The organism is Bartonella quintana (assembly GCF_009936175.1).
GTDB lineage: Bacteria > Pseudomonadota > Alphaproteobacteria > Rhizobiales > Rhizobiaceae > Bartonella > Bartonella quintana.
The window spans coordinates 806,524-822,976 of sequence record NZ_AP019773.1; the positions used below are offsets into that span (position 1 = coordinate 806,524).

Sequence of the window (16,453 nt, forward strand, 5' to 3'; positions counted from 1 at the left end):
GTTGATTCTGATTGATTACTCTATTGCATATTTTATAAATAATGATTCGCATATCAATCGATAATATTTCAAAAATCTATAAAAATGATGTACGCTTCTTAAATTCATTCATTAATTTACGGTTATTTTTTGCATCAATCAGAGTGACTTACCGCTTATAATGAAGAGAGTAATTATACTTATTCACAGTTATATTATAAGATCATATATTTTGTATAACATATTGACTTTTCTATTTTTTAATTAATCTCAATATCTATTAGAGTGTTTCTATTTCTTGCGGCGAGTAACAAAAAATAATTAAGAATGTATTAATTTCTTGATAAAAAATAAATTTTAAGGAATTATGAATCGTGCGAGGGGAATCATCCAATAATGAATTTTCCTATCGCACAGAATTAAGGTGCAACCTGATTTTTTGCGGTAAATACTATAGAAATAAGCGGGCTGACAAATGCTTTTAAATAGCAAGAAAAATTTTCCTTCCATTGTTAAATCAACATTTCAATTTGTTTCTTTAGCAGCTATTTCCCAGATATTAGTATCTTGTTGTTCAAGCCAAACAGCACATTTTGCATTTAGAAGTTTCTGTCATAATAAGGTCGCTGATGCAAAGACTGTTGATCTACCTGCAAAAATTTCAAGTGAGCAAAATCGATCGAAAGAAAAAAAGCGTGGGCGGGCCATCATCGGTAAACCTTACAAAATAAAAGGAAAGTGGTACTATCCCAAAAATGATCCAACCTATAAACGTGTTGGACAAGCATCGTGGTATGGTTCAGACTTTCATGGGCGTTTAACAGCAAATGGTGAGATCTATGACATGAATCTTTTGACAGCCGCTCACCCCACAATGCCTTTACCCAGTTATGCTCGTGTTACTAATCTGGAAAATGGGTCTTCTATCATTGTTAGAGTGAATGATCGAGGTCCCTTTATTAAGGATAGAATCATTGATTTATCAAAACAAGCTGCAGCGATACTTGATTATGAAAATGCGGGTGTAACAAATGTTAAAGTCGAGTATATTGCTGAAGCGCCCATTGGCTATTATGATGGTGCTTATTTAATATCCTCTTATACGCCTGGAAAGGTTGATTCGTATTCGTTAGCATTCGCAGACATTTCAAAAAAAAGAGAAGATATCATGTTAGGGGAGAACAATACGGGCAGCAAAGAGAAACTAACTAAAGCTGCTGTTAAACAGAAGCAACTGAGTAAAACTGTTTCAATAAAATTGCCTGATATTGGTCCTATTCTTGTTGATAAGCCAATATTGTTCGATCAGATAGCATCTATAAAGTTGTCTAATAAATAAGTCAAAAAAAGACACAAGGTCAATTGATTACAACTGTTTTAAGAGGAAAGTGTGTTGATTTCTAATCATACAAATCTTCCAACTCATTTTTTAATAATGTTCGTTTGCGGATTTCGATAGGCCTGCATGTATGATTATAAATTACTTATGGTTGTTTTTTCAGTGTAAAATACACTTAAAAAAATAGAATATATTATTGCGTCTTATTATAAAATAAGATAATGCTAATGTGGCCTTTCCAATCTCATACTCTCCTTTAAATCATAACGCGGAGTGTAAACGTTTCTCCTTTATGCTTTGCATGCATTTAAAACATTAAAAGTTGCGCCTTACACGAGAGATAAAGAGTGTATCATATTACGTCATTTTGATCACGTTGAACGTAAATAAGGATTTGCTCTCGATTTACAAATGGTTCTTTGTCGGCAGAAAATAAACAAACCTTTTCTTGTATAAGAGTATTCTTTATTCTGATTCTTTAGATATGGGAGAATCGGCTATGCGTACGACATTAAGAATTTTATTTACCTTATTTTGGATGTTGATATTGGATGGGTGGGGAAGAGCGCAAGGTTTTCAAACTTCTGCATCGCAATTACTTTTACTAGACAATGACACAGATACAATACTTTTTGAAAAACAGAGTGATATTCCTTTTTTTCCTGCTTCATTAGTAAAATTGATGACAGCTGAAGTTGTATTTTATCAATTAAAACAAGGCTTATTAAGCAGCACACAGACATTCGAGGTAAGTGAAAATGCTTGGCGCAAGGGTGGAGCACCTTCCGGTACAACGACTATGTTTGCAAAAGTGAAGACAAAAATTAGTGTTTCTGATCTTTTGCGTGGTTTAATTATTGTCAATGGAAATGATGCTGCTATTACCCTTGCAGAAGGAATATCAGGAAGTGAGGCTGATTTCGCAAAACTGATGAATCAGCGGGCCAGAACACTTGGATTGTCGCATAGCCATTTTGTTAACCCAACAGGACTTTCTGAAGAGGGCCAGTTTGTGACATTGCGCGATATGATCGTATTAGCGCGTCATATTGCTCATACATATCCCAATTATTATGCGCTTTACAGTGAACCTAACTTTACTTGGAATAAGATTTTTCAACGTAACAAAAATCCTCTTATTTCTAAGGAAATGGGTGTAGAAGGATTTGCCTTTGGCTACAGTGAAAAAGAAGGTTTTTCAATGGTTGTTGCCGCTTATAAAAATCATCGACGTCTTTTTCTAGCAATAAATGGTTTGCAAGATGGTAAAGGACACACAAAAGAAATAGAACGCATTCTTCAATGGGGAATGACAGCTTTTGATCTTAAAACGATTTTCATAAAAGGAGAAACAGTTGGCCATGCTTCTGTTTATGGTGGAACACAAAATTCTGTGCCGCTCATTGTTAAAGAGCCGATAAGCTTCATGCTTTCCAATGAAAAAAAAATGAATGTTAAAGCAAAAATTAAGCATCGTGGTCCATTGAAAGCTCCCATCGTTTTAGGACAACCAGTTGGTGTTATTCAAATTTTAGAAGATAAAAAGATTCTTCTTGAAAAACCAGTTTTCGCTGGAATTGATATTCAGGAAGGAAACTTCTTTGCAAAAGTAAAAAATGCATTCTATGAAATAACAATTGGATGGTTACGGAAGTATTTATAGTATGTACTAAATAAAGGTTAAGGTTCATACATGTCTGGTTATTTTATCACATTCGAAGGAGGGGAGGGCGTAGGAAAAACTACGCAAATTTCTTTACTTGCTCAGTATCTCCGTAATCAAGGCTATGATGTTCTCACAACACGAGAACCAGGAGGAACTGTAGGTGCAGAAGCAATACGCCATATTTTGTTGTCAGGTCAAGCACAAAACTATGGACCTTTAATTGAAGTAATTTTGCTTACAGCAGCACGCATTGATCATATTACCGAAGTCATCGCGCCTTCTTTGCAAAAAGGCAAAATTGTTTTATGTGATCGTTTTATTGATTCTACGCGTGTTTACCAGGGACTCAATAATACAGTGGGTTCCTCTGTTCTTTCTGTTTTAGAATATGTCGCACTCAATGGGATAATGCCTTGTCTAACGTTTTTGTTAGATATACCAGCAAGATGTGGTATGGAACGTGCAAATTTGCGAAGAAAAAAAGCAGAAACAATTGATTATTTCGAAAAAGATGAACTAAAGATTCAGGAACAAAGGCGCCAAGCTTTTCTTCAATTAGCAAAACAGGAGCCTCATCGGTTTCGTGTGATTGACGCAACAGGTGCGATGGAAGTTATTGCACAGCAAATAAAAAACATTTGTCATCAGATAATATTGGACCAGGTTCCATGAACGATATAAATTTTTTACGCCAATATGACGATATCGATACAGTTTTATCACCTTCACAGAATAATATTATCTTTGGTCATGAGGCTGCTCGTCATTTTTTAGCAAAAATGCGTCAAGAGGGGCGTTTACATCATGCGTTAATATTTGAAGGAGAACATGGAATTGGAAAAGCCACATTGGCATTTCACCTTGCTTGGAATATTTTAAGCTCTCAAAAAGGTGATTTCCTACAGCCAGAGTCTAATTCTATCACATGGCGCCAAATTACGCAGGGAAGTCACCCTTGTCTTTTGCACATTTCACGTCGCTTTGATGTAAAAACGCAAAAGTTTAAAACAGGTATACTCATTGATGATATCCGCGATATTATGCATTTTTTACACAAAACATCGCAAGATAATGGGTGGCGCATTGTTATCATTGATCCGGCAGATGATATGAATAGAAGCGCAGCAAATGCAATTCTCAAAACGCTCGAAGAACCTCCAGTAAAGACGTTATTCATTATTATCACACACTCTTCAGGAAAATTACTCCCAACAATTCGCTCACGGTGCCAACAGATCTCTTTGCGACCATTGCATGATGATGAAATGAAAAAAGTCATTACACATGTTTTTTTTAATCAAAATAGACTTAATGAAGAAACTATTAAAATGATTGTACAAAGATCGAAAGGAAGTCCTCGAAAGGCAGCCTTACTTATTCACCATGGCGGACTTGAAATTGTGAAAAAAATTGATACGCTCTTGGAGCAATCTGTTTGCAACCCAGCTATCGTACACACTCTTGCACAAACACTTTCGTCTCTTTCTTCAGTTATCCAATTTCAACAATTTTGTGATGAAATTCTTGATAAAATTCAAAAAAAAGCTATCATGCTAGCTGAAAAAGGGAATTTAGCTCTCTCAAAAAAATATGCACAAATCTGGCAAGAGATTCATCAAGAAGTAGAGGAAATGCAATCATTTAATCTTGATAAAAAGCAATTCATTATCAACTTGCTTTTTAGAGTTCATAAGATCATTCATGAGAGTAAGATTTTTCCGTGACAATCTGATTAACAGGCGTTATGTCATTTATCTTTTATTGCGTTTCACAATGAGTATGACATGCGTGACACATATTATATAACAACTCCGATTTTTTATCCTAATAGCACTCCACATATTGGACATGCCTATAGTGCGATTGCAAGCGATGCTTTGGCCCGTTTTCAACGATTAGATGGAAAAAATGTATTTTTTCTATCTGGTACGGATGAACATGGTTTAAAGATGCAACAAACAGCAGCAGCGTTGGGTATTACACCTAAGCAACTCGCTGACCGCAACAGTGCTGTATTTAAAAAAATGCTCGCAGCATTAAATTGTTCTAACGATGATTTCATTCGTACGACAGAAGAGCGCCATTATCAAGCTTGTCAGGAAATTTGGAAAAAGATGCAAGCCGATGGCGATATTTATCTTGGCTGTTATAAAGGCTGGTATTCGATTCGTCAGGAAGCTTATTATGAAGAGAAGGAGACTGAAGTTGGAGAAGACAACATCCGTCGCGAAAAGGATTTAGGCTCTCCAGTTGAATGGAATGAAGAAGAAAGTTATTTTTTTAGACTCTCCCGTTATGAAAAAGCGCTTCTTGAACATTATGAAAAACACCCTGATTTTATTGCTCCACTTGAGCGGTATAATGAAGTTATCAGTTTTGTCAAATCAGGTTTAAAAGACATTTCCATTTCACGTGCAAGTTTTCATTGGGGAATTTGTGTTCCAGGGAATCCAAAACATGTGATGTACGTTTGGGTTGATGCACTCACGAACTATCTATCAGCAATTGGTTTTTTCGATGGAAATTCAAAAAAACGTGATTTTTGGCCTGCAAATATTCATATCATTGGTAAAGATATTATTCGTTTTCACGCAGTTTATTGGCCAGCATTCTTAATGTCTGCTGGAATTGAACTGCCTAAGCGTGTTTTTGCTCATGGTTTTTTACTCAATCGCGGTGCAAAAATGTCAAAATCCATTGGAAATGTTGTTGATCCTTTTGAAATGATCGATCACTATGGTCTTGATCAAGTACGTTATTTTCTTCTCCGTGAAGTGCCATTTGGACAAGATGGTAGTTATGGGCATGATAATGTTGTGAATCGCATTAACGCAGATCTTGCGAATGATCTTGGTAATTTAGCACTACGCTCTTTGTCTATGATTGCTAAAAATTGTGATGCAAAAGTCCCTCGACCAGCTGCATTTTTAATTCAAGATGAACAACTTTTAAAACAATCTCTTCAAGCTCTTGACATTACACGCCAAGCCATGTCCTCTCAGGAGATGCATTTAGCACTTTCAGCTATTTTTTCAGTCGTAGCAGATGCTAACCGCTATTTTGCCAACGAACAACCTTGGAATTTAAGGAAAAATAATCTAGAAAGATTTTCTACAGTTCTTTACATAACTGTAGAAATCTTGCGGCAAATAGGAATTATGCTATTGCCTTTTATGCCACAATCAGCAGCCAAGCTTCTTGATAGCCTTGCAATTTCTAAAAATGATCGATTATTGTATCATATTAGTCATTCAAAGATTCAAGAAGGTCTTGATCTTCCGCCACCAGAACCAATCTTTCCCCGTTATATTCTTAAGAAAAACGATATTGATCATGTTTATTGATACACATTGTCATCTCGACTTTGAGGATTTTTCCCAAGATTTGGATGATGTTATCCAAAGAGCCCTAGATGCTAATGTTAGACGTATGATAACGATTTCAACGCAACTTCGTAAGTTGGATAAGCTTTTAGAAATTACACAAGCCTATGACCAAATGTTTTGTTCCGTTGGCACACATCCTAATCATGCCTATGAAGAACAAAATATTACAGCTGAAAGCCTTATTCATTTATCGAAGCATCCAAAAATTGTAGCGTTTGGGGAAGCTGGTCTTGACTATCATTATGATTATTCTTCACCAAAAGAGCAAAGAAAAATTTTCCAAGAGCATATTATCGCTTCTCGAGAAACACAGCTCCCTCTTGTCATCCATTCACGTAATGCTGATATAGATATGGAGCAAATATTACGCGAGCAGATAAAAGAAGGGGCTTTTCCATTTGTACTTCATTGTTATTCATCTGGGATGCAACTTGCTCGTGCTGGCATTGAACTTGGTGGTTATATCTCTTTTTCAGGTATTCTGACTTTCAAAAATGCGCTTGAAATCCGTGAAATAGCAAAAATTGTGCCTCATAAGCATTTATTGATTGAAACGGATGCACCATTTTTAGCACCTGTTCCTCATCGAGGAAAAACAAATGAGCCATCTTTCGTACGCTATACAGCAGCTATTTTGGCTGAAACAATTGGCTTAACCATTGAAGAAATAGCTCAGATAACAACACAAAATGCTTTTCGTTTATTTAATAAAATGAAATAAGGTAAAAGGTATGTTTGATCGCTACCGATTTACAATATTAGGCTGTGGTTCTTCCCCGGGAGTCCCACGTCCCAATGGTGATTGGGGAGCTTGTGACCCTAATAACCCCAAAAACAAACGTTACAGAAGTTCTTTATTAGTCGAACGCATTCAAGCATCAGGAAAAAAAACGACTGTCGTTATTGATACTGGTCCAGATTTTCGATCACAAATGATCGATGCGCACGTAAATCATCTTGATGCTGCACTTTATACACATTCTCACGCAGATCATATTCACGGTATTGATGATTTACGCAGCTATGCACTTGCACAAAAATGTCTAATAGATATTTATGCCGATGCGTTTACACTAAAGCATCTAAAAAATGCTTTCAGCTATTGTTTTCAAACCCAAAAAGGTTCGTTTTATTCACCCATTTTAAAAGAACATCTTATCAATGAAGATAGTCAATTTATAATTCAGGGGCAGGGTGACACAATAACCGTCAAGACGCATTTACAATTTCACGGCACTATCCATTCTTTAGGTTTTCGTATTGGTAATGTTGCTTATTGTACAGATGTTAGTAAATTCCCTGAAAAAACGTTACAAAAATTAATGAATTTGGAAGTTTTAATTATTGAAGCTCTTCAGTTTGAATCTCACCCAAGTCATCTTTCTGTTGATCAAGCGTTGCAATGGATAAAATATTTAAAGCCAAAACAAGCCATATTAACGCATATGGATAGATCACTTGATTACAATGAGGTTATAAATTATGTGCCAGCATATGTTAAGCCTGCCTATCAAGGACTTACTTTTGAAACAAAAGTTTTGTAAATAATTATAAAACAATATATCTCGTTTTGTATTGATAATTATGCTGCTAAAGCAACAAATTATAGGTGTGTATTCAACATAATTTTTTTCTACCCATTGTATATCTATGAAAGAAATGAAAATTATTATTACTTTGTTTTTATTTTATTACTGTATATTATTTTTAAGTTTAATCAATATTTTTAAAATACATTTTATATTCAATATATAAAGTATTAATATCACATTTTTGACATAATTATGTTTTAATTAAGTCATTCTGTGACAAAAATTGGATTAATGTGGTATAAATTAAGTTTTATTCTATCTGGATCAGGACTTTATCATATTATCGCATAATATATATTATGGAATTTTTTGAAATGGAAAGGATATGTATTACATGGTAGTAGCACTTTGGGGAACAGTAGCATCATTATTATGGATATTTTGCTCAAAAGCAACTAGTTCCTGGGATTTATGGTGGGTACCCTTTTGTTAAAAATTTTAAAAAAGATCGGGCTAGTAATTCTAGCCCGAAAATTTAAAAAATACAGCATCAGTTCTATGATTTTTTTAAAGAAGGCTATTTAAGAATTCGTAATACTAAATGTTCCATAAAATAATGGTACAAGTGACGACAGATAGATGGAAGTAGAATAGAAAAAAGTTGTTATCATAAATGTTGTTGTTATCATAAATGTTTCTGTAAAAACCGCACTGCACCATACATGGCGAACACATCCAAAGACCAATTAACGTAATAGGATAAACAATAGCCAATGTTGTACTTGATAAAAATTGCTATTGCCATGGCATAAGATCTAAGCGCCATAGAACTCCTGGAAATCCACTTTTGAAAACTATTTATCAAAGCAATAATTCTCGTTCAACGGATTGGAAATAAACATCAATCATTAAAGTTTATCCGGTTGCCACATCTAACATTGCATGCACACCTTCATGGAAATCATGTGAATTAATCATAGCGGTTTTCTATTTTCATAATTCGGTTTCATAAATTCAACTTCAAGAACTGTATGAGTTGCTAATCCTAAATTTAAGCCTCCCCATTGTATCTATGTGCCAGCCAAAGCAAGATAAACGCCAAAACAATCGAGAAGAGATGGTAAAAAAAGCTTATAGAAGCTTCTGGCATAGCAAAGAGTATATTTTCTGTAACAATCCGGTGTGAACCGTGCATAGAAATCCCCCACTCCTCCTCCCACCAAATATCATTTAAGAAAGAAATATAAGGCTTTGGAAAACGTTTAATATCAGCATTTAAGCGATATAAAATCGCTAATGAGGCTGTTTTCCCCGTATGGTAGGGTAGGTTTCTACTATATTCTCCACCGACACAGAAAGCACGCTCCTCTCTTTCAATTAAGATGCACGAAACATCATCTGATTGAGCGTTTAATGCTGAAAGACGTATGAGCTTTATAATACCAGCATGTCCCTCTTTTGTAAAAGAAATGCCATCACCTACCCCAAAATCAATTTACATCTTATATCATTCCTAAAATATCTATCTTATTGTTTTTTTATTATTTTTTCATCCCTAATTGGGGAAATAGTTGCATGATAGCACCAATACAATACATATAAATGCCTGTTACTGAAATTCCTACCTTAACCCAATATGGAGCATTCAGCTGGTAAAAGAATGCGGTAATACCAAAAGAGCACCATAAGAGAAAAATTGAAAAATTAAGCCTACGCAAACGAATGACTCTTACTGGATGAATGAAATAAATTGGTAAAAAAGATATGATTGCCGATAAGGTAATAATGGTAAAAGTAATCCACTCCCCTGGTCTTACTACAAAAAGCATGAAAACCATCATATTCCAAACTACAGGAAATCCTTTAAAAAAGTTTTCTCTGGTTTTCATTCCGGTATCTGCGTAATAAATAGCTGATGAAATGACAATGAGAGCACTTAATAAAAATGACAATTCTGACCCCATAAAACCACTTTGATAAAGTGCAAAAGCTGGAATTAAAACATAAGTCACGTAATCAATGATATTATCCAGGAGTTCTCCAGACCATGTTGGAAGCACGTATTTAACATCAAGTTTGCGCGCAATTGGCCCATCAATACCATCAACGAGAAGTGCAAGTCCAAGCCAACAAAACATGGCAGTCCACTCTTTTTGAGAGGCGGATATAAGAGAAAGAAATGCTAAAAATGAACCCGAAGCTGTTAGTAAATGAACAGAAAAAGCCTTTGCTTGTGGCATCGTTACTTTTTTATGGCGCAAGAGATCAGCCTTAGTTTTGATTTTTTTTGTTAGCTTCCGTTTCAAGGTTTTCTTATCCTCGTTTCTAAAGTCTTCATCCATCTACCAAAAGCATAAAAAGGTTACTTTTTTATACCGCATTATTTATTACATAATATAATAGAAAAATTTTATACAATAAAAAGAAATTGTTCATTTAGATATGAAAAGGCTCAAGTAGTTATGACATTTGAAGAAAACGAGCATAAAGATATTGCTGTCATTGGTGCAGGTCCTGTTGGTATGTTAGCCGCGCTGAGCCTTGCACATAAGGGGTATTCTGTTTTTCTTATTGGCCCACCTGCTCCTGCAGATGAATTACGGACAAGCGCTCTTATGATTCCAGCAATTCGGATGCTTCAAAAACTCAATATTTGGAATATTGTCAAACACCATGCTGCAGCTTTATCTTCCATTAGAATCATAGATATAACCTCTAGGATTGTGCGTGCTCCTACAGTGAACTTTTCTGCCGCTGAAATTGGTGAAGAGGCTTTTGGTTATAACATACCTAATGTAGCATTAAACAATGCTTTAGCTAATTTTATTACGCATACGCCCAATATAAAAAGATTTTTTTCTTCAGCACAATCATTTCATCACCAACAAAATCACATATGCGTTACTCTTGCAAATGGTAGAGTTCTTCAAGCATCGCTTGTTATTGCTGCTGATGGTCGCCACTCTCTAACACGAACGGCAGCGGGTATAGGTGTTAAACAATGGAATTATCCGCAAACAGCACTCGTTCTTAATTTTTCTCATGATTTTTCCCATCAAAATATATCAACTGAATTTCACACAGAAAATGGTCCATTTACACAAGTTCCACTACCAGGACACAGATCCAGTCTTGTATGGGTTGTTCATCCTTCTCGTGCTGAAGAACTGTTGCATCTAGGGTCAAAAAAAATTGCAAAAGTGATCGAAAATCAGATACAGTCAATGCTTGGAAAGTTGACACTAGAAACACCAATTCAAGCATGGCCGCTTTCAGGACTTATTTCTCACCATTTTGCCGCCAATCGGACGATTTTAGTGGGTGAAGCAGCCCATGTTTTTCCTCCTATTGGAGCACAAGGATTGAATTTAGGGTTTCGTGATGTTCAAACTTTAATTGATATTTTACCCAACAAAATATCCGATTTTAATCCTAAAATGATCGTTACATATTATAATCGATACCGCAAACCTGATATATTGATGCGAAGTGGATCTGTTCATACACTCAACTCTGCTTTACTTTCTAACATGTTACCTATTCATATTATGCGGACCCTCGGGCTTGAATTATTACGTAATTGCTCACCGTTACGTAATTTATTTATGCGAGAAGGAATATCTCCAGGTTATGGATTCAAAGAAATTATGCAAATATTTCCAACCAAATCGCCTAAACAATTCCATTGATATTATAAGCACTTGATTTGGTGTATTGGCTTATCGCGTAAAAAATGAAAATCTTGCATTATCATACCGAAAGAATCCCATTCCTAAAAATCTTTTTCACAAGCCGCACTGCAGAAAACTTTTGAAAAATCCAAAGCTAGCATATAACCAAACATCTCCTCTAGGTGCATATCAATATGCAAAACAGTTTTATCAATGGCAAAAAAATGGCAAATTCTGTTTTCAGATCTTTACTATACTCCATCTGCATCAAGAAAAACAATCGTCAGAACAAAGCTAGAGCAATATATATGATCAGGTTTAGCACCAGTAACGGTAAGATGCGTTGGTGAAACCGCATCATAATCACACAAGAAACAATATACGTGAAATCTATCATACTTCATCTTTATCTTTATCTTTAATCAGTCCCTTGACGATATGAATAACTGCAGATTTGAACAAGCAGAGAACGATACGGGGCTGTAAGACAGATGTTCATTTCATTTTTGCTTACAAGAATAAAGAAGAAAAATCGGTTTTAATTAATCAACGTAAATTTTCAAAATTTTGCGTCATTAAGAAGTATAACATTGAAAATAAAATATTCTTTGGAACATGTTCGCAATAAAAATGTTAATACAGCATCATTTTAAGATGATGGTGATAAGATGAGATTAAATAAGAATTTGAAATTAATTATTTTTTTTATGATGATTGTATGTATCTCGTCTATAGTCACAATTTCAATAAATGAAGTTTTCCATACCTCCCATTGTCAAACCTTCGCATATGCTTCCTCCAAAAACATCATGAAACCAGGCCAAAATTCATTTACTGCTTCGCAAATTAAAAACTGCCTCATGCAAAATGGTTTTAGGAATATTAAAAGATTGCGTTTAGATGACAAAGGTATTTGGCGCACTTTAGTAGAATTTAAAAAGTGTCATTTTCTCATATCAGTCGATTATTCTGGAACAGTTAGCATCCAGAATGAAAGAAAAAAACATGATTGATTCTAAAACTTATAGCAATGTTGATTCGCATATTCGTGAGAAAAATTTTTTAAAAAAAATCTGTCATTCTATTAAAGAGCCCGCTTTCATTGGAGGTCTAAATGGTGGTGTATCAGGAGGAATCGCAGCACTTCTCGCAGCTTATGGTTATATTGCTTTGCCAGGATTTGGTCCAATTATCGCAATGGGTATCCGTGTAACACTTTCCGCTGGAATGATAAGTGGTGCGATGATAGGATCAACAATAGGTGTTTTTATCTGCACATTTTATGTTTTTATGGACGACTTATATACATCACGATAGTTATTTTTCTTACAAATTTCATAATAAGTAGAAAATTTTCGTCATTTACCTTGCCCATGCACAAAAACAACTTTATAAAACAAAGATAATCAATAAGTTATATATTCTAATTTTTGATGAAATCCGCATTATAAGGTGGATAAAGTACTAGTTAAGTTATAAAAATTCCTTAGCAGTTGAACGAGGAAGCAAATTAGGTCGCCAAACTGTTTTATCTTTGGCATAAACTATCACAAAATTATGATTATCTGAAAAACTACTCTGTAGCATTTTGTGGAACATATTTCTTTTGCTAAATGACAATTGACAAAATTAAAAATTTCGTCCACCCTGACTTTAAGGGAGGCGTGCTCAGTCAATCGATATCCAAATACTTCCCATCACCTGTTAGTAAATGCAATGTAGAGCAGCTCTAATGTGTCCCTCATAAGAATCAACCATACGGAATGCTAATCCTCTAAACCATTGTTATAATATTTCGAATGTATTGCCTGTATTACAAGGCAGATCGATATAGAGACATTTTACCTTACCTGTATACTCTTATTGAAACGCTTTTTTATTTATTATAACTCATGCAACTATCTCTAAATTTAAATGCTTACGAAAAATGAACAATGTATTCATAAATAGTAACTTTTAATACCATCCGACAGCAACTTGCGCTTCTTCTGACATACAATCAGGTGTCCATGGTGGATCAAAAGTCATGGTGACTTCAACACTGAGAACACCTTCAACTGCACTTACGGCATTTTCTACCCAACCCGGCATTTCACCTGCAACAGGGCATCCGGGTGCAGTGAGTGTCATTTCAATTTTTACTGAACGATCATCTTCAATATCAATACGATAAATCAATCCTAGCTCATAAATATCAGCAGGAATTTCTGGATCATAAACCGTTTTGAGAGCAGCAATAATATCATTCGTCATACGATCAATTTCGTCTGCTGGAATTACTGATATGTAAGATTTTTTATTTTCTTCTCTCACAGTCTCAATAGATTCTGTAGAGTGACACTCTTCAATTGTTTCAGCCATTAAAAAATATCCTTGCTTCTTCTAATGCCTCTACTAACTGATCAATATCTTCATAGGTATTATACATGGCTAACGATGCACGACAAATAGATGTTAAGCCAAAGCGTTGTAATAAAGGCTGTGCACAATGTGTTCCTGCACGTATAGCAACCCCTTTTCTATCAACAAACATTGCAATATCATGTGCATGAATCCCTTCAATTGCAAATGATAAAATAGCTCCTTTATTTGGAGAAAGGCCATAAATATGTAATGACTCAACCGTTTTAAGTTTTTCATGCGCATAAGTTAAAAGTGCCATTTCATGTGCATGAATTGTATTTTGATCTTTCTCTTTTATATAATCAATAGCTGCAGCCAATCCAATAGCTTCAACTATGGGGGGAGTTCCTGCTTCAAAGCGGTAAGGAAGAACATTATAAGAAACATGATCGGTCGTTACACCCTCAACCATTTCCCCTCCCCCTTGAAAAGGATGCATTTCCTCTAACCTATGTTTCTTACCATAAAGAACACCAACACCTGTGGGACCATAAAGCTTATGACCCGTAAAAACATACCAATCACAATCAAGATCTTGCACATCAACTGTTAAATGTACAACTCCTTGAGAACCATCAACAAGAACAGGAATGGCATTTTGATGTGCTAGGTTAATAACCTCTTTCATAGGAGGAACAGTTCCCAATACATTTGACATATGCGTAATAGCAACAAGCTTCGTTCTATCACTTAAAGCCTTTTCGAAATCTTCAATATGGAGAACACCACTTTCATCAATAGGAACAAAAATGAGCTTAACCCCTTTTCGTTCACGAAGAAAATGCCAAGGAATAATATTTGAGTGATGCTCCATAATCGTAAGAACAATCTCATCACCTTCCTTTAATTTGGACATAGCCCAACCATAAGCAACTGTATTGATAGCTTCCGTTGCGTTTTTCGTAAAAACAATTTCCTTAGTTAGTTGAGCATTTAAAAAAGCACGAACCGTTTCACGAGCATTTTCATAAGATTGTGTTGCTGCATTCGCTAAAAAATATATTCCTCTATGTACATTGGCATAACTGTATCGGTAACAATCATTCATTGCATTGAGGACTGATTGTGGTTTTTGGGCAGAGGCTCCACTGTCAAGATAAGCTAATCGCTTTCCATAAACATTACGGTGCAAAAGAGGAAAATCACGTCGAATTTTTTCTACATTATAATTTAATGTTTGGACGTTATTTTCCATTTTTTCCACCTTAAACATTTTTGTCTAACCACTTGCCAATGATATTTTCCAAAATAGTTTGAATATTATACTGCTTGATGTCATCAAGCAGCTCAGAGACAAATCCTTTAATTAAAAGTGCACGAGCAGTTTTAAAAGGGACACCACGCGCCATGAGATAAAAAAGATGATCATGATTAATATTGGCAATTGTTGCACCATGGCCACACGCAACATTATCAGCAAAAATTTCTAGTTCAGGCTTTGCATAAAATTCTGCATCATCTGAAAGAATGAGACTATTACAGGCCATGTGCGCATCTGTTTTTTGAGCCTTTTGAGCAACACGTATTATTCCCTGAAATACACCAACTGCCTTATTCGTAACCACATTGCGTATAATTTCGGTTGAAGTTGATTTTTCTTCAACGTGACGAACACTCATCGTAAGATCGCTGTGTGTCTGTCCAGAAAGCAAATTTATTACTCGTAATTGAAAATCAGATTTTTCTCCTTGTAATTCAACATCAATTTCCTGACGATTAAGTTGACTGCCTATATTAATTACATAAAGTGACAATTTAGCGCTTGGGCCAAGGACAGCCCGAAACCTAGCAAATTGTGTAGAATAGAAACCACGATCCCGAATAAGAATCCATGTAACATCGCTATAAGCCGCAATATCTAATGAAAATATCGAACTGACAAAGGTTTCTCTATCATTGCCAATCTGATGTTCAACAAATACAGCTTGACTGTTTTTACCCATTTTTATGTCTGAAAAAATATGAGATTGTCCACCCATTTGAATATTTTGTAATTCAATAGGAATATTTAATTTTGTATTTTCAGGAACGCGAAAAAGCCAACCATCCGTAACAAAAGCCGTATTTAATTGTCCAATAAAATCTTCATCAGAAATTATTTGATCTATTTTTATAGAATTTTCTTTTAATGCATCTACAAGACGTTTTGCTGTAATATTTTCTACCTTTGACTGGGTAGCTGTTTTTCCATTCTTAATAGAAAAAACAGCACTTTTTGAAAGTAATGCATTGACAAATTCCTCATCATTTACTTTTGAAAAATCATTCACAGACTTCAATAATGTACGCAGGTTAGTATAATGCCAACTTTCAATTTTACGTGAAGGAAGTCGTTCTGTTTTAAACAATTCAATAGCTTTTTTGCGAACAGCCTGCACTACTCTATCGCCAGGTAAAGAGCTCATACATTGATTGAAATTATTGATAATCTCTTTTTCAGCTGCCAACAATTCTTGCTGTGAGTTCATATTCATATT

Annotated in this window: 14 protein-coding genes and 1 pseudogene; 10 read left to right on the forward strand and 5 right to left on the reverse strand. The window is 35.1% G+C overall.

All coding sequences use genetic code 11. The features are described from left to right. Window positions 1-454: 454 nt before the first annotated feature. The 7 genes from MF1_RS03235 to MF1_RS03265 all read left to right on the forward strand — a co-directional run bounded on the left by MF1_RS03235 (window position 455) and on the right by MF1_RS03265 (window position 7,914). Complete coding sequence (locus MF1_RS03235) at window positions 455-1,318, forward strand: septal ring lytic transglycosylase RlpA family protein (protein WP_161510450.1); 864 nt, start codon at window positions 455-457, stop codon at window positions 1,316-1,318. Between the two features lie 499 nt (window positions 1,319-1,817). Continuing rightward, the gene (locus MF1_RS03240) at window positions 1,818-2,981 is read left to right on the forward strand and encodes a D-alanyl-D-alanine carboxypeptidase family protein (RefSeq protein WP_161510451.1); all 1,164 of its coding nucleotides are present in this window, start codon (window positions 1,818-1,820) and stop codon (window positions 2,979-2,981) included. A gap of 30 nt (window positions 2,982-3,011) precedes the next feature. Further along, entirely contained in the window at window positions 3,012-3,656 is a 645-nt protein-coding gene (gene tmk / locus MF1_RS03245; RefSeq protein WP_161510452.1) for a dTMP kinase, read from the forward strand. Then, window positions 3,653-4,708: a DNA polymerase III subunit delta' gene (locus MF1_RS03250; protein ID WP_161510453.1), complete on the forward strand. Its 1,056-nt coding sequence runs from the start codon at window positions 3,653-3,655 to the stop codon at window positions 4,706-4,708. The genes tmk and MF1_RS03250 overlap by 4 nt, the downstream gene beginning before the upstream one ends. A 60-nt stretch (window positions 4,709-4,768) precedes the next feature. Continuing rightward, the gene (gene metG, locus MF1_RS03255; RefSeq protein ID WP_161510454.1) at window positions 4,769-6,328 is read left to right on the forward strand and encodes a methionine--tRNA ligase; all 1,560 of its coding nucleotides are present in this window, start codon (window positions 4,769-4,771) and stop codon (window positions 6,326-6,328) included. After that, a complete protein-coding gene (locus MF1_RS03260) occupies window positions 6,318-7,091 on the forward strand; it encodes a TatD family hydrolase (protein ID WP_042995374.1) in 774 nt (257 codons plus the stop codon). The genes metG and MF1_RS03260 overlap by 11 nt, the downstream gene beginning before the upstream one ends. Before the next feature lie 10 nt (window positions 7,092-7,101). Beyond that, window positions 7,102-7,914: an MBL fold metallo-hydrolase gene (locus MF1_RS03265; protein ID WP_161510455.1), complete on the forward strand. Its 813-nt coding sequence runs from the start codon at window positions 7,102-7,104 to the stop codon at window positions 7,912-7,914. A gap of 1,061 nt (window positions 7,915-8,975) precedes the next feature. Here the strand turns inward: MF1_RS03265 and MF1_RS03270 are convergent. Both MF1_RS03270 and pcsA read right to left on the reverse strand, forming a co-directional pair. Then, window positions 8,976-9,397 (reverse strand): annotated as a pseudogene (locus MF1_RS03270) (enoyl-CoA hydratase/isomerase family protein); the annotation flags it as partial. Between the two features lie 46 nt (window positions 9,398-9,443). Further along, the gene (pcsA, locus tag MF1_RS03275; RefSeq protein ID WP_014924062.1) at window positions 9,444-10,244 is read right to left on the reverse strand and encodes a phosphatidylcholine synthase; all 801 of its coding nucleotides are present in this window, start codon (window positions 10,242-10,244) and stop codon (window positions 9,444-9,446) included. A gap of 120 nt (window positions 10,245-10,364) precedes the next feature. Between pcsA and MF1_RS03280 the strand changes: the two genes are divergently transcribed. The 3 genes from MF1_RS03280 (at window position 10,365) to MF1_RS03290 (ending at window position 12,890) form a co-directional block, all read left to right on the forward strand. Next, window positions 10,365-11,591, forward strand: coding sequence for a UbiH/UbiF family hydroxylase (locus tag MF1_RS03280; RefSeq protein ID WP_014924061.1), 1,227 nt, complete (start codon window positions 10,365-10,367; stop codon window positions 11,589-11,591). Window positions 11,592-12,241: 650 nt separating this feature from the next. Then, on the forward strand, window positions 12,242-12,586 hold the full coding sequence (locus MF1_RS06835; RefSeq protein WP_161510456.1) for a hypothetical protein: 345 nt from the start codon (window positions 12,242-12,244) through the stop codon (window positions 12,584-12,586). Next, complete coding sequence (locus MF1_RS03290) at window positions 12,564-12,890, forward strand: hypothetical protein (protein ID WP_161510457.1); 327 nt, start codon at window positions 12,564-12,566, stop codon at window positions 12,888-12,890. Before MF1_RS06835 ends, MF1_RS03290 begins: the two co-directional genes overlap by 23 nt. A 639-nt stretch (window positions 12,891-13,529) precedes the next feature. Here MF1_RS03290 and MF1_RS03295 read toward each other — a convergent pair. From MF1_RS03295 to sufD, 3 genes are read right to left on the reverse strand one after another with little or no spacing between them, the layout of a single operon-like run. Next, window positions 13,530-13,934: an SUF system Fe-S cluster assembly protein gene (locus MF1_RS03295; protein ID WP_011179360.1), complete on the reverse strand. Its 405-nt coding sequence runs from the start codon at window positions 13,932-13,934 to the stop codon at window positions 13,530-13,532. After that, window positions 13,927-15,171 carry an aminotransferase class V-fold PLP-dependent enzyme gene (locus tag MF1_RS03300; protein WP_042995573.1) on the reverse strand — a complete coding sequence of 415 codons (1,245 nt, stop codon included), beginning with the start codon at window positions 15,169-15,171 and terminating at the stop codon, window positions 13,927-13,929. The genes MF1_RS03295 and MF1_RS03300 overlap by 8 nt, the downstream gene beginning before the upstream one ends. A gap of 10 nt (window positions 15,172-15,181) precedes the next feature. Continuing rightward, on the reverse strand, window positions 15,182-16,450 hold the full coding sequence (gene sufD, locus MF1_RS03305; RefSeq protein ID WP_161510458.1) for a Fe-S cluster assembly protein SufD: 1,269 nt from the start codon (window positions 16,448-16,450) through the stop codon (window positions 15,182-15,184). Between the last annotated feature and the right edge of the window lie 3 nt (window positions 16,451-16,453).

Coding starts and splice junctions, on each gene's coding strand:
- MF1_RS03235 (WP_161510450.1), top strand. CDS start 455: ATGCTTTTAAATAGCAAGAAAAATTTTCCTTCCATTGTTAAATCAACA.
- MF1_RS03240 (WP_161510451.1), top strand. CDS start 1,818: ATGCGTACGACATTAAGAATTTTATTTACCTTATTTTGGATGTTGATA.
- tmk (WP_161510452.1), top strand. CDS start 3,012: ATGTCTGGTTATTTTATCACATTCGAAGGAGGGGAGGGCGTAGGAAAA.
- MF1_RS03250 (WP_161510453.1), top strand. CDS start 3,653: ATGAACGATATAAATTTTTTACGCCAATATGACGATATCGATACAGTT.
- metG (WP_161510454.1), top strand. CDS start 4,769: ATGCGTGACACATATTATATAACAACTCCGATTTTTTATCCTAATAGC.
- MF1_RS03260 (WP_042995374.1), top strand. CDS start 6,318: ATGTTTATTGATACACATTGTCATCTCGACTTTGAGGATTTTTCCCAA.
- MF1_RS03265 (WP_161510455.1), top strand. CDS start 7,102: ATGTTTGATCGCTACCGATTTACAATATTAGGCTGTGGTTCTTCCCCG.
- pcsA (WP_014924062.1), bottom strand. CDS start 10,244: ATGGATGAAGACTTTAGAAACGAGGATAAGAAAACCTTGAAACGGAAG.
- MF1_RS03280 (WP_014924061.1), top strand. CDS start 10,365: ATGACATTTGAAGAAAACGAGCATAAAGATATTGCTGTCATTGGTGCA.
- MF1_RS06835 (WP_161510456.1), top strand. CDS start 12,242: ATGAGATTAAATAAGAATTTGAAATTAATTATTTTTTTTATGATGATT.
- MF1_RS03290 (WP_161510457.1), top strand. CDS start 12,564: ATGAAAGAAAAAAACATGATTGATTCTAAAACTTATAGCAATGTTGAT.
- MF1_RS03295 (WP_011179360.1), bottom strand. CDS start 13,934: ATGGCTGAAACAATTGAAGAGTGTCACTCTACAGAATCTATTGAGACT.
- MF1_RS03300 (WP_042995573.1), bottom strand. CDS start 15,171: ATGGAAAATAACGTCCAAACATTAAATTATAATGTAGAAAAAATTCGA.
- sufD (WP_161510458.1), bottom strand. CDS start 16,450: ATGAATATGAACTCACAGCAAGAATTGTTGGCAGCTGAAAAAGAGATT.